This window comes from Novosphingobium sp. (assembly GCF_036820275.1).
Lineage (GTDB): Bacteria > Pseudomonadota > Alphaproteobacteria > Sphingomonadales > Sphingomonadaceae > Novosphingobium.
Map to the genome: position 1 here is coordinate 40,579 of NZ_DAISLT010000009.1, position 13,555 is coordinate 54,133.

Here is a 13,555-nt window from a genome sequence, read left to right on the forward strand (position 1 = left end):
AGTGGCGCCTCAACGGCCGCGTGAGCTGGTCGACCGAGGGCAAGACGCTCTCGCTCGCCTGGCGCCATCTCTCGCCGGTCAAGGACGACGATGCCTCGACGACCTACAGCGTCGAGAAGATCAAGGCCTACGACTACTTCGATCTCACCGCGCAGATCGACGTGGCCAAGCGCTTCACCTGGAACATCGGCATGAACAACATGTTCAACCGCAAGCCGCCGATCCTCGGCGACAACCAGGAACAGGCGAACACCTACCCGACGACGTACGACGTCTACGGCCGCACGTTCTTCACCGGCATCACGGTGGACTTCTAAGGCTCACGAAAAAGGGGAGCCGGTACGCACCGGCTCCCCCTATCGGCCTCGAAACGGCCCCGGCGACCTTGCGTCGCCGGGGCCGTTCTCGTTACCAGCCCTGCTTCTCGCCCTTGTTCTGCTCGTCGAGCCACTTCTTGAGCGGCGCGAAATAGTCGAGCATCGGCTTGGCGCTCATCTGCGGGGTGCCGGTGAAGGCCTTGAGCGCCTCCGGCCAGGGCTTCGACATGCCCATCTCCAGCATCTTGTTCAGGTTCGCGCCGACCTTCTTGTCGCCGTAGAAGCTGCAACGGTGCAGCGGCCCCTTCCAGCCCGCCTGCTTGCAAGCCGCCTGGTAGAACTGGAACTGGAGGATGCGGGCGAGGAAGTAGCGCGTATAAGGCGTATTGCCCGGAACGTGGAACTTCGCCCCGGCATCGAAGCCGTCGTCGCTGCGCGCGGACGGCGGGGTCACGCCCTGATAATCGAGGCGCATCTTCGTCCAGGCCTTGTTGTAGTCGGCAGGCTGGATCGAACCGTCGAAGATGCCCCAGCGATAGCGGTCGATCAGCAGACCGAACGGCAGGAAGGCCACCTTGTCCATCGCCTGGCGCAGCAGCAGGCCGATGTCCTTGTCGGCGCTCGGCACCTTGGTCTTGTCGAGCAGGCCGATCTGCACGAGGTACTGCGGCGTGATCGACAGCGCGATGAAGTCGCCGATGGCTTCATGGAAGCCGTCGTTGGCGCCGTTGAGGTAAAGGAACGGCTGCTTGTTATAAGCGCGCTGGTAGTAGTTGTGGCCCAGTTCGTGGTGGATCGTCACGAAGTCGGTCGAATCCACCTTGGTGCACATCTTGATGCGCACGTCGTCCTTGTTGTCGACATCCCAGGCCGAAGCATGGCAGATCACTTCGCGATCGGCGGGCTTGACGATCATCGAGCGCTTCCAGAACGTCTCCGGCAGCGGAGCAAAGCCGAGCGACGAGTAGAAGCCCTCGCCCGCCTTCACCATGTCGATCGGCGTGCGCCCTTGCGCCTTCAGCAGATCGCCGATGTCATAGCCAAGATCGCCCGCACCCTTCGGTGCCACCAGCGGATAGATCGTGCCCCATTCCTGCGCCCACATGTTGCCGAGCAGGTCGGCGCGGATCGCCCCGGTCTTGGGCTGCACGGCATCGCCGTACTTCTCGTTGAGCTTGTGGCGGACGTAAGTGTGCAGCGCGAGGTAGAGGGGCTTCACTTCCTCCCAGAGGCGCTGCGTCTCGGCCGAGAACTGCTCGGGCGTCATGTCATAGCCCGACCGCCACATGGCGCCGACGTCGGCATAGCCGAGTTCCTTTGCGCCCTGGTTGGCGATGCCGACCATCTTGACGTAATCGCCCTTCATCGGCTTGCCGACGTTGTCGTGCCAGGTGGTCCACATCTCGGCGAACTCGGCGGGCGTATGGGTCAGGTTGCCCATCTCCGACTCGATGTCCGAACCGTTGATTTCCTTGCCGTCCAGCGTGCCGCGACCCTTGCCGTAAGTCGACGCCAGACGCGTGCCGATCTCGCTGAGCTGCGTTGCCGCACCGGGCGTGGTCGGCGCGGGCAGGACGATGCCCTGCCGCAGGATGCCGAGCTTGCGCGAAACGTCGGCATCGAGACCGGGCAGTTTCGAGAACTTCGCCGCTTCCACCGCATAGGCAACCTGCTTCTCGGTCAGCAGGCCGTTCGATTGCGCCGCCAGAGCATCCGTATCGTCGGTCAGATAAGTGTAGTTCACCCAGTTGATACGGGCATTGTCGACCGAGAAATCGAACAGGTCCTTCTCGGCGGCAGCGATGAACTGCGCAGCGCCTTGCGCGGTCTCCGGATAGGAGGGCGCGTCCTCGGCAAAGGCCGGCGCGGCCATGCCGAACGAAAGCCCGGCCGCAAGCGCGGCAAGCGCGGTGGATGCGAATTTCATGGGTTTGTCCTCATTTGTCTCTCTGATGGCGCGGGAGACTAGTCGCCCGCTGCGTCAGATCAACTGTTGAGGGAGGAAGAGAAGGGAATAAGCAGGGGAGCAAAGCCCCCCTGCACCCCCATTACCGTCCAGGTCACGCCCAGCCTATCCGTTTCGCGCCCATGGCTGAGTCGGGAGACATATAGGCTGCGCCGCAAGGAGCGCCCGACAGATAGGTGGTGCTCGACATTGACATTCCGAGGGTCCGGGGGATCATCCCCCGGAATCTGCCTTGTTCTTCAATCGAGCAGAAACTCCACCATGGCCCTCCCCATATCCTTGAACGTCACCGAAGACATGTGATTCCCAGGAGTCTCGACATAGCGCCCTTGCGGCAGCGCCTCGGCCAGTTCCGGCGCGGAACCGTTGTCGTGATCCTCACCGCCGCAGACGCAGAGCGTGGGCATGGCGATCTGCGCGATGGCATCGGCGCCGGTATCGTCAACCGAACCCAGCAGCAGCCGCGCGGCGACGCGGTCGATCTTCATCGACTTCATGAAGGCCTGCGCGACGAAGGCCTTGTCGCCGCGTTCGATGGTGCCGAAGCGATCGATGGCATCCACGAAGTGCGCGCTGCGCCGCGCCCATCCGGAAAGGCCGGTAAGGCCCATGCCGCCGAGGATCAGCTTGCGCGGAGCGAGACCCGCCAGCACGCCGCGCACCGAAGTCCGCGCGCCGAGCGAGAAACCGCCGAGGTCGTAGTCGGTGAGGCCGAGCGCCGCGATCACCAGCTTGAGGTCCTCGACCAAGACGTCAGCCGGATAGGCGGCGGGATCGTGCGGCGCGCCGCTCTGGCCGTGGGCGCGAAGGTCGGGCATGAAGACCTCGAACCCGGCATCGGCGAGGATCTTCGCGTTGCCGTACTTGATCCAGTTCACGTCGGCGCTGGAGAACAGGCCGTGGAGCAGCAGCAGCGGCCGCGCGCCGGTGTCGCCCATGACATGCACCGCCAGATCGGTGCCCGCGTAACCTTCGATGACTTCCTTGCGCAGATCGCTCACTTAGGGAACCTCCAGTCCTGCCGCTTTCCAGCGCGAGGCGACGCTTTCGGTCGCCGCGCTGTAATGCCTGGGCAGGTCCTTGGTATCGAGCCACGCAGGATGCAAGCTTTCGCAGCCCGAATGCGCGGCGGGACGGAAGAATTCCGGCGCGTCGAAACTGCCGAGGGTCAGGTCCATGTTGCCGCTGCTCTCGATGAAATCGAAGCCCAGCGGCGTACCGCATTGCGAGCAGAACGGGCGATGCGCGATGGCGGAGCTTTGATACCAGTCCGGCTCATGCGTCCAGACGACACCCGCTTTCGCCACCTGGACGAAAGCCGCCGCAAAGCTGCCGGTCGCCTTCTGGCAATATCGGCAATGGCAGAGATAGGCCTCGTCGTTCTCGACCTTGGCCTCGTAGCGAATGCGGCCGCATTGGCAGCCGCCGGTCATGGTTTGGGTCATGGGCGGAGAGTAACTTGCCCGCGCTCCGGAGCAAACCACAGACATGGCACCGCGACCGTGGTAAAATGCCGCATGGAAACGACAGATGAAGCCCTGCCCTTGAGCAGGCCCCAGCGCCGCCTGCTCAAGCGAATCTACAATGCCCGAACGACCCCGATCATCGCCGATGAGCTGCCGTTCCTCACCTACAGGGACGCCTCGCGCTATCTCCTGTCGCTGGACGACGAGGCCCGCGAGGCAGCCTATGCGGAAATGAAGAACTTCGCGGCTGCGGAAGGTCGTTAAGCGCTTCCCCGAACGAAAAGGGCCTGCGAAGCGAATGCTCCGCAGGCCCTTTTCTTTTCCTTCAGGCCGAAGCCTGCCGCGTCAGCCCTTCTTGAGGTGACGACGGCCGAGCAGTTCGGCGATCTGCACCGCGTTGAGCGCGGCGCCCTTGCGCAGGTTGTCCGAGACGCACCACAGGGCCAGGCCGTTCTCGACGGTCGGGTCCTCGCGAACGCGGCTGATGTAAGTTGCGCTGTCGCCCACGCTCTCGATCGGGGTGACGTATCCGCCGTCCTCACGCTTGTCGACGAGCATGATGCCCGGCGCCTCGCGCAGGATGTCCTGTGCTTCCTCGGCCGAAATCTCGTTCTCGAACTCGATGTTCAGCGATTCCGAGTGGCCGACGAAGACCGGCACGCGCACGCAGGTGGCCTGCAGCTTGATCTTGGGATCGAGGATCTTCTTGGTCTCGACCACCATCTTCCACTCTTCCTTGGTGGAACCGTCGTCGAGGAAGACGTCGATGTGCGGGATCACGTTGAAGGCGATCTGCTTGGTGAACTTCCTGGGTTCCACCGCGTCGCCCACGAAGATCGCGCGGCTCTGCTCGAACAGCTCGTCGAGGCCCGGCTTACCGGCGCCCGAAACCGACTGGTAGGTCGAGACGACGACGCGCTTGATCGTCGCCTTGTCGTGCAGCGGCTTGAGCGCCACCACCATCTGCGCGGTCGAGCAGTTGGGGTTGGCGATGATGTTGCGCGCCTTGTAGCCGTCGATCGCTTCCGGATTCACTTCCGGCACGATCAGCGGCACGTCGGGATCCATGCGGTAGAGCGACGAGTTGTCGATCACCACGCAGCCGGCAGCAGCGGCCTTCGGCGCATAGATCTTGGTCGGCTCGGAACCCGCGGCAAAGAGCGCAATATCCCAGCCGGTGAAATCGAAATGCTCGATGTTCTTTACTTTGAGCATTTTGCCGGTTTCGCCGAATTCAATCTCGGTCCCGGTCGAACGCGACGAAGCCAACGCTGCGATTTCGTCGCAGGGGAATTCGCGCTCGGCGAGGATGTTGAGCATTTCGCGGCCGACATTTCCGGTCGCGCCGACGACGGCAACCCGGTAACCCATTTCAAGATCCTTCTAGCAAAATCCTGCGGCAAGACGCGCGGCAGGAACGGGGCCGTTACAGCGTGCGCTCCCCCGTGACAAGCGCTCTACGCAAAAGACTTTCTTTCCAACCGCCAATCTCGACCGAAAATTGCCGCAGAGACGCCCTTTCCAGAAATGGAAAGAGCGTCTCGCGACAGATTCAGTGCGCGGTAGCGGAAGTCGCCGGGGCCTGCGAAGGCGCTGCGGCCAGTTCGTCCGCTTCGGTCCACTCGATGGCTTCGAGCGGCTCGGTCAGCGCCTTGGCGAGCACTTCGTCGACATGCGAAACGGGAATGATATCAATGCCCTGTTTCACGTTGTCGGGAATTTCCGCGAGGTCCTTGCGGTTCTCTTCCGGGATCAGCACGGTGGTGATCCCGCCGCGCAGGGCCGCCAGCAGCTTTTCCTTCAGGCCGCCGATCGGCAGCACCCGGCCGCGCAGGGTGACTTCGCCGGTCATGGCGACGTCCTTGCGCACCGGCACGCCGGTCAGGGTCGAGACGATCGACGTGACCATGCCGATACCGGCCGAGGGACCGTCCTTGGGCACCGCGCCCTCGGGCAGGTGGATGTGGATGTCCTTCTTCTGGATGGTCGAAGGCTTGATGCCGTAAGCGGGCGAGCGTGCTTTCACGAAGCTGAAAGCCGCCTGGATCGACTCGCTCATCACGTCGCCGAGCTTGCCGGTCGCCTTGATCTGGCCCTTACCGGGCACGGTCACGCTTTCGATAGTCAGCAGTTCGCCGCCCACTTCGGTCCAGGCGAGGCCGGTAACGGCACCCACCTGATGCTCTTCCTCGCCCACGCCGTGACGGAACTTGCGCACGCCCGCGAACTCGGCGAGGTTTTCCGGGGTAATCGTGACCTCGGTGGCCTTGGCTTCCAGGATCTGGCGCAGCGACTTGCGCGCCAGCTTGGCGATCTCGCGCTCCAGCGTGCGCACGCCCGCCTCGCGGGTATAGTAGCGGATCAGGTCACGCAGGCCGTCCTGGGTCAGCGTGAACTCACCCTTCTTCAGCCCATGCGCCTCGACCTGCTTGCGAACGAGGTGACGCTCGGCAATCTCGACCTTCTCATCCTCGGTGTAACCTTCGAGGCGGATGATCTCCATGCGATCGAGCAGCGGCTGCGGCAGGTTCAGGCTGTTCGCGGTGCAGACGAACATCACGTCCGAGAGGTCGATGTCCAGTTCCAGATAGTGGTCCTGGAACTTCGCGTTCTGCTCCGGATCGAGCACTTCGAGCAGCGCCGAAGCCGGATCGCCGCGGAAGTCCTGGCCCAGCTTGTCGATCTCGTCGAGCAGGAACAGCGGGTTCGACTTTCCAGCCTTCTTCAGGTTGGTGACGATCTTGCCCGGCAGCGAGCCGATATAGGTGCGGCGGTGGCCGCGAATCTCGGCTTCATCGCGCACGCCGCCCAGCGACTGGCGGATGAATTCGCGTCCCGTCGCCTTGGCGATCGACTTGCCGAGCGAGGTCTTGCCGACGCCCGGCGGGCCGACGAGGCACAGGATCGGCCCCTTCAGCTTGTTGGTGCGCGCCTGCACGGCCAGATACTCGACGATGCGGTCCTTGACCTTGTCGAGCGCATAGTGATCGGCATCGAGAATTTCCTGTGCCGAGGAAATGTCGCGCTTGAGCTTGCTCTTCTTGCCCCAGGGCAGGCCCAGCAGCACGTCGAGATAATTGCGGATGACGGTCGCCTCGGCGCTCATCGGCTGCATCGACTTGAGCTTCTTCAGCTCGGCCGTGGCCTTCTCGCGCGCTTCCTTCGACAGGCGCGTGGCCTCGATGCGCTCCTGAAGTTCCTGAAGCTCGTTCGCTTCCTCACCGTCGCCGCCGCCGAGTTCCGACTGGATCGCCTTGAGCTGCTCGTTGAGGTAATATTCGCGCTGGGTCTTTTCCATCTGGCGCTTCACGCGGCCACGGATCTTGCGCTCGACCTGCAGGACGCCGAGTTCGCCTTCCATGAAGGAATAGACCATTTCGAGGCGCTTCAGCGGGTCCGGCTCGGAAAGCACGGCCTGCTTGTCGCCGACCTTGGCGGAAAGCTGCGCGGCGATGGTGTCGGCCAGCTTGGCCGCATCCTCGATCTCGCCGAGCTGATCGCCCGCGTCCTGCGACAGCTTCTTGTTGAGCTTCGCATATTCGCCGAACTGCTCAACCACCGAGCGCATCATCGCCTCGGTCTCGGTGCCGTCCGCCTCGACGGGCTCGACGCGCTCGACCTGGGCCACCAGCATCTCGCCCTCGGCGGACTGCTCGGTGCGCAGGGTATCCAGCTTTGCCCGCTCCTGCCCTTCGACCAGCACGCGCACCGTGCCGTCCGGCAGCTTCAGCAGCTGGAGCACGCTGGCGATCACGCCGGTGTCGTAGAGATCGTCGCGGTCGGGATCGTCGCAGCCCGGATCGAGCTGAGCGAGGAGGAAGATGTCCTTTTCACCCGCCATCGCCGCTTCGAGCGCAGCCACGGATTTCTCGCGTCCGACGAAAAGCGGCACGACCATGCCGGGAAACACGACGATGTCGCGCAAGGGAAGCAGCGGAAGCAGGTTCAAGGTCATTTCCATTTCAACACACACGCGGGACGGCTGAGAGCCCCCCGGCCTTCCCGAGACGACATGGGGTGCGGGACGATATGGGGTCTCTCGCGCGCCGCGCAATGGCACCGCCGCCGAAAGACTGTGGAAGCGATAGTCGCACCACTTCCTCCTTTCCCCTAGATCGCAACTCCGGAAAATACCGGAGGTTTGATCCAATATAGCGCGATTTCCCGGAACTTCCGCCAGACCTGACGGAAATTACCTCCTGAAAATCGCGCATCGAGGCGGTCCGGAACGAGAGAGACCGCAGGATCAGAACGGCATCTTGAAGCCCGGCGGCAAGCCCATGCCCTGCTGGGCCTTGGCCAGTTCCTCGCCGGCGACCGAGTCCGCCTTCACGCGCGCGTCGTTGTAGGCGGCAGCGACCAGATCTTCGAGAATCTGCTTCTCGCCCGGCTGCATCAGGCTGTCGTCGATCGAAACGCCGATCACGCGGCCCTTGGCCGAGCAGCGGATCTTCACCAGGCCGCCGCCCGAAAGTCCTTCGACTTCCATCGCGTCGAGCTTGGTTTGCGCCTCGTCCATCTGCTTCTGGATGGTCTCGGCCGCCTGCTGCGCCGCCTTGAGCATCTCTTCCATCGACTTCATCTCAACGTCTCCAGTTGCGTCCGCCGCCACCGACGGCAAGCGGACGATCATCTTCGATAACTACGGCCTGCGGGAACGCCGCCTTGGTCGCCAGCACCAGCGGGTGCTGGTTCACGGCATCGCTTTCGGCATTCTTCTTCGCCTCGGCCTGCTCCACCAGCGTGGGCATTGGGGGTGTCCCGCCCTGCTCGCCGACCTTGTGGACTTCCCAGCGCTCGCCGGTAGCCTTGGCAAGGCCGGCCCGCAGCAGCGCCGTGATATCCTCGCTGAAACCCGGCGGCTGCGAATAGCGCAGCAGCCCGGCGCCGAGTTCGACGACGCGGACCTGCATGCGCATGGTGTTCGCGGTCGAAAGCTCGCCCACGTGCTCGACGTCCTCGACCAGTTCCTCCCAGCGGCGCAGGGCCATGGCGGCTGTGGGCGCCGGCGCAGGCGCGGCCAAGGCTGCGGGAGAAGTTCCCGAAGCGCCGCCCTCTCCTCCAGGGGATGGCGAAGGTGCGGCGACCGGCGCACGGGCGGCAAGCTCTTCCAGCTTCTTCACCAGCGAGCCGGGATCCGGCATGTCCGAGGCGTGCATGATCCGCAGCAGCGCCATCTGCACCGCCACCAGCGGATCGGGCGCGGACTTCACTTCCTCATGCCCCTTGAGCAGGAGCTGCCAGATGCGATGGACCTGCCCGGCCTTGAGCGCTTTCGCCCAACCCTCGATCGCCTCGCGCTCTTCCGCCGAATGGGCATCGTGGGCGCCGCCCGCGACTTGCGCCACGGCAATGCGGTGCACCAGCGCCATCAGCCCGCGCATGATCGCGATCGGCTCGACGCCGAGCGCAAACTGCCGCGCCACGAGTTCGAGCAGTTCCCCGCCCTTTCCATCCAGAATGGCGGTGATGAGGCTGCGCTGCACGCTCTTGTCGGAAAGACCGAGCATGTCGCGCACCTTCTCGGCGCGAACCTGGCCTTCTCCGTCGAGATCGGCATGGGCGATCGCCTGGTCGAGGATCGACAGACCGTCGCGCACCGATCCCTCGGCGGCGGCGGCGACCATCGCGAGCGCCTCGTCCTCCGCCTCGACACCTTCGAGGCCGCAGACCTTGGCGAAGTGCCCGGCCAGCATCGGCGCCGGGATGCGGCGCAAGTCGAAACGCTGGCAACGCGACAGCACCGTGACCGGCAGCTTGTCCACTTCGGTGGTCGCGAAGAGGAACTTCACATGGGCCGGCGGCTCCTCAAGCGTCTTCAGCAAGGCATTGAAAGCATTGCGGGACAGCATGTGAACTTCGTCGATGATGTAGATCTTGTAGCGCGCCGAGACAGCGGCATAGCGCACAGCCTCGATGATCTCGCGCACGTCGTCGACACCGGTATGCGAGGCGGCGTCCATCTCGATCACGTCGATATGGCGGCCTTCGGCAATGGCCTGGCACGGCTCGCACTGCCCGCAGGGGTCGATCGTCGGACCGCCCTGCCCGTCCGGACCGATGCAGTTGAGCGCCTTGGCGATCAGGCGCGCGGTCGAGGTCTTGCCGACCCCGCGCACGCCGGTCATCAGGAAGGCATGGGCCAGCCGGTCGCGCTTGATGGCGTTGGCCAGCGTCTGCACCATCGCTTCCTGGCCGATCAGCTCGGCAAAAGTCTGCGGGCGGTACTTGCGCGCGAGCACGCGGTAGGGCTGCGCCGGAGCATTGCCTGATGCGCTGCTCGGGGCCGGGGCAGCGGCCGCCTTTGCCTCGACCGCAGCCGATTCGCGCGGCGCAGGCGTCGCTTTCGGTTCAGGGGCAGGCTCGGGTTCAGGCTGGGGTGCCGGAGCAGAAGGAGCCGCAACAGGCTCGGGTTCGCCGAACATCGACGCCTGACCGGCCTCTTCCAGTTCGGCCTGGCTAGGTGCGGCCTCTTCCTCCTCCTTGTCGTCCCAAGGGGGGGTATCGCCGAACATGTCGCGTGAATCGTCCATCGCCTGCCAAACTAGGGACTGGCGGCCGGAATGTCAGGGGAAAAGCAATTTGCTCCACAGCCCAGACCATGAGATTTGCCTCGAACCTCGGCCTATCGGCGGGTCTGGCATCGAATTGTCATGATGTGGGCTGAAGGAGCCGGGCGACCCGCCGCTATCCGTTGTGGCTGCTTCCTTCCGGACCTGACCAGGTTGGCGAACGCAAACGTCCACCCGACTCCCGAGCGGGCCTATGGCGGGGGGCGACCGGTTTGTCCAGCCCACCTGCCTGACTTTTTAGCCGGGACGATCCACCGCCCGCCCCTTGCGAAGCCCATAACGGCATCGGCCCGCGCTCCCTTTCGGAAACGCGGGCCGATTGCAGCCGTAAAGAAAAATGCGCCTGGGCGCCGGGTTATCAGCGGAAGTTGTCGGCGTAAGCCTGGATCTTCAGGCGGCGCGGCGGCGTGGCATGCACTTCAGCCTCGATGCCGTAGCGCTCGGCATAAGCCTTGGCTTCTTCCAGATCGGGGAACTTCAGCGTGACCTGCTGCTGGGTATCGCCCGAACCGGCCCAACCCATCAGGGGATCGGGCTTCTTCGCCTCGGCGGGGACGAATTCGAGGACCCACTGGTCCAGCAGTGCCTTGCCGGACTGCATGGCGTTCTTCGGGCGCTGATAGATGCGTGCACTCATGATCGAGCGCTTTGCCTCCGAATCAGGGAGAGAATCAAGCGCAAATCACTTGTTGTTGGATGCTTCGCCCTTTGATCTCTCAAACGCATTGCGTGTCTTCAGGCTCGGATCCTCGGTCCAGGGCTGATCCGGCCAGCGGTGCCGGGGATAGCGGCCCTTCATGTCGCGCTGCACGTCACGCCAGGATCCGCGCCAGAATCCGGGGAGATCGCGGGTGGTCTGAATCGGCCGTCCCGCCGGCGATGTCAGCTTGAGCAGCAGCGGCTGCGCGGGCTGCCCGAAGGTCGGATGACGATCGAGCCCGAACAGCGCCTGCACGCGGACCTCGACACTGGGGCCGCCTTCGTCCTCATAATCGATCGCATGCGTGCTCCCCGCCGGGCTGCGAAACTCGGGCGGCGCGAGCTTTTCGAGGCTTTGCTGGTCGTCCCAGTTCAGGCGATTGCGCAAGGCGTCGGCCAGCGCGCCCTTGTCGATCGCATCGAGCCTTCGTCCCAGCAGCGGGCCGAGCCAATCGTCCAGATCCTCTACCAGCGCCGCTTCGGACAGCGCCGCGATCCCCGCATAGCGCGCGCGGCGCAGCAGCGAGAGACTGCCCTTTCCGAACGGCACGAGATCGAGACCCTTCTCCCGTACGCGCTCCAGCAGGAAAGCGGCAATCGCGGCTGGGTCGGGCGCGGGATCGGGACCGCTCGCCAGCGTGATCGCGCCGAGTCGCCGTTCGAGCCGCGCCTCGACCCGCCCTTCCGATTCGTTCCAGCGCAGGACCGAGCGCCGCGCGATTCGCTCGCCTAGCCCCTGCTCGACTTCCGACATCTCCAGCGAAGCCCCGGAAAGGATGCGCGCGCCCTTGGCCTGTCCCTGCGCATCGCCGATAACCAGCCACTCGCGCGCCGCCAACGGCGAGGCGGGGTCTAGCACATAGCCTCTGCCCCCCGCCGAGAGCCAGTTCTCGCCGCTCGCATCGCGCCGCCGCGCCACCATGTCGGGCCGCCCAAGCGCCAGCAGCACGCCTGCGGGAACGTCTTCGCCCTCACCATCGCCAGAGATCAGCGCACGCGCCCGCCGCGCCCAGCCCGACGCCAGCTTGCGCGAGGCTTCAGCGCGCGGTGAGCGGTCGCCGTTCCAGCGCGAAAGCCGCTGCGCCAGATCCTCGCTGCGACCGCCCAGCCCGCGCTCCTGAAGCAGCAGGGCAAGCTTGGCGGCGGTGCCCGCAGCACCGCGCTCGGAGGCATGGAGGATCATCGCCGCCTGCGCCGGATCCATCGGCAGACTGGCGACCTTGCGCCCGAACTCAGTGATTCGCCCTTCCCCATCCAGCGCGCCAAGCGCCTCTAGCTGGCGCTGTGCAGCTTCCAGCGCCGGCACCGGCGGCGGGTCGATCCAGGCCATGGCGGCCGGATCGCCCGCGCCCCATTGCGCCAGCGAGAGCGTCAGCGGCGCAAGGTCGCTGGTGAGCATTTCAGGCGGATCGAACTCGGGACGGCCCGGATGCGCGGCCTCTTCCCAGAGGCGATAGGCAGTACCCGGCCCCTGGCGCGCGGCGCGACCGGCCCGCTGCGCGGCGGAAGCCCGACTCGCACGGTGCGTTGCCAATCGGGTGACGCCCGCGGCCTTGTCGAACTCGGCGCGGCGCGAGAGGCCGCTGTCCACCACGACTGAAACGCCCTCCAGCGTCAGCGAGGTTTCCGCGATCGCCGTCGAAAGCACGATCCGGCGGCGCCCTTGCGGATCGCGGCGAATCGCCGCGCGCTGGGCGGCGGGTTCGCATTGCCCGTGCAGCGGCAGGACCAGCGCCCCCGGCAGCTTCTCCGCGAGTCGCTCGGCGACGCGGTCGATCTCCCGCACGCCGGGCAGGAAGGCGAGGATGTCGCCATCCTGCTCGCGCCACGCGGTCAGCACGGCGGAGGCCATGGCATCCTCGATCCGCTGGTCGGGCGAGCCGCCGAGCCAGCGAATCGCCAGCGGCCAGGCCTTGCCCTCGCTCTCGATGACGGGGACCGAGCCGCCCAGCAGGCGCGAAAAACGCGCGCCGTCGATCGTGGCGGACATCACGACGATGCGCAGATCCTCGCGCAGGACCTGGCTCGATTCGATCGCGAGCGCGAGGCCGAGGTCGCTATCGAGATGCCGCTCGTGGGCCTCGTCGAACAGCACGGCGGAGACGCCGGATAGCTCCGGATCGGAGACGATCGTCGAAACGAAGATCGCCTCGGTCATGACCACGACTCGCGTGCGCGCCGATCGCTTCACGTCGAGGCGGGTGACGTAGCCGATCGTCTCCCCGGCCTTCTCGCCCAGTTGTTCGGCCATGCGTTCGGCGGCGGCGCGGGCCGCCACGCGGCGGGGCGAGAGCAGGATCACCGTGCCCGTGCACCAAGGCTCGCCCAGCAGAGCCGGGGCCAGCGCCGTGGTCTTGCCCGCCCCCGGCGGCGCGATCAGCACCGCGTGAGGACCGTCACGCAATGCGGACAGGACTTCGGGCAATACGTAATGAATGGGAAGCTCGCTCACGCCCGCCTCCTTAGGACCGGCGGCGTCGGGGGGAAAGGCTTCACCCCGCCATCAGCCGAATCCGAAACGGAAGAGATAAAGCG

10 protein-coding genes, 1 other RNA gene and 1 pseudogene are annotated in these 13,555 nt (G+C 65.2%); 2 read left to right on the top strand and 10 right to left on the bottom strand.

The window, feature by feature from the left end; all coding sequences use genetic code 11:
- Positions 1-317, top strand: a pseudogene (locus V7066_RS09320) (TonB-dependent receptor); the annotation flags it as partial.
- Between the two features lie 91 nt (positions 318-408).
- Here the strand turns inward: V7066_RS09320 and V7066_RS09325 are convergent.
- From V7066_RS09325 to V7066_RS09335, 3 genes are all read right to left on the bottom strand, one after another.
- A complete protein-coding gene (locus V7066_RS09325) occupies positions 409-2,244 on the bottom strand; it encodes a M2 family metallopeptidase (protein ID WP_334182777.1) in 1,836 nt (611 codons plus the stop codon).
- Positions 2,245-2,522: 278 nt separating this feature from the next.
- Positions 2,523-3,284 (bottom strand): alpha/beta fold hydrolase, encoded by a 762-nt coding sequence (locus tag V7066_RS09330; protein WP_334182778.1) that lies wholly within the window; start codon positions 3,282-3,284, stop codon positions 2,523-2,525.
- On the bottom strand, positions 3,285-3,728 hold the full coding sequence (locus V7066_RS09335) for a GFA family protein (protein ID WP_334182779.1): 444 nt from the start codon (positions 3,726-3,728) through the stop codon (positions 3,285-3,287). It abuts the gene before it with no gap.
- A gap of 72 nt (positions 3,729-3,800) precedes the next feature.
- Here V7066_RS09335 and V7066_RS09340 point away from each other — a divergent pair, with 72 nt between their 5' ends.
- A complete protein-coding gene (locus tag V7066_RS09340; RefSeq protein WP_334182780.1) occupies positions 3,801-4,013 on the top strand; it encodes a hypothetical protein in 213 nt (70 codons plus the stop codon).
- Between the two features lie 81 nt (positions 4,014-4,094).
- Here the strand turns inward: V7066_RS09340 and V7066_RS09345 are convergent, their stop codons facing one another.
- The 7 genes from V7066_RS09345 to hrpB all read right to left on the bottom strand — a co-directional run bounded on the left by V7066_RS09345 (position 4,095) and on the right by hrpB (position 13,472).
- Positions 4,095-5,120: an aspartate-semialdehyde dehydrogenase gene (locus V7066_RS09345; protein WP_334182781.1), complete on the bottom strand. Its 1,026-nt coding sequence runs from the start codon at positions 5,118-5,120 to the stop codon at positions 4,095-4,097.
- Positions 5,121-5,301: 181 nt separating this feature from the next.
- Complete coding sequence (gene lon / locus V7066_RS09350; protein WP_334182782.1) at positions 5,302-7,704, bottom strand: endopeptidase La; 2,403 nt, start codon at positions 7,702-7,704, stop codon at positions 5,302-5,304.
- A 291-nt stretch (positions 7,705-7,995) separates the two neighbouring features.
- A complete protein-coding gene (locus tag V7066_RS09355; protein ID WP_334182783.1) occupies positions 7,996-8,331 on the bottom strand; it encodes a YbaB/EbfC family nucleoid-associated protein in 336 nt (111 codons plus the stop codon).
- Position 8,332: 1 nt separating this feature from the next.
- Complete coding sequence (locus V7066_RS09360) at positions 8,333-10,282, bottom strand: DNA polymerase III subunit gamma/tau (protein WP_334182784.1); 1,950 nt, start codon at positions 10,280-10,282, stop codon at positions 8,333-8,335.
- Between the two features lie 129 nt (positions 10,283-10,411).
- Positions 10,412-10,506: signal recognition particle sRNA small type (gene ffs, locus V7066_RS09365), an RNA gene on the bottom strand.
- Between the two features lie 173 nt (positions 10,507-10,679).
- Entirely contained in the window at positions 10,680-10,958 is a 279-nt protein-coding gene (locus tag V7066_RS09370) for an ETC complex I subunit (protein ID WP_334182785.1), read from the bottom strand.
- 45 nt (positions 10,959-11,003) lie between these two features.
- Positions 11,004-13,472 carry an ATP-dependent helicase HrpB gene (gene hrpB / locus V7066_RS09375; RefSeq protein WP_334182786.1) on the bottom strand — a complete coding sequence of 823 codons (2,469 nt, stop codon included), beginning with the start codon at positions 13,470-13,472 and terminating at the stop codon, positions 11,004-11,006.
- Positions 13,473-13,555 lie beyond the last annotated feature (83 nt).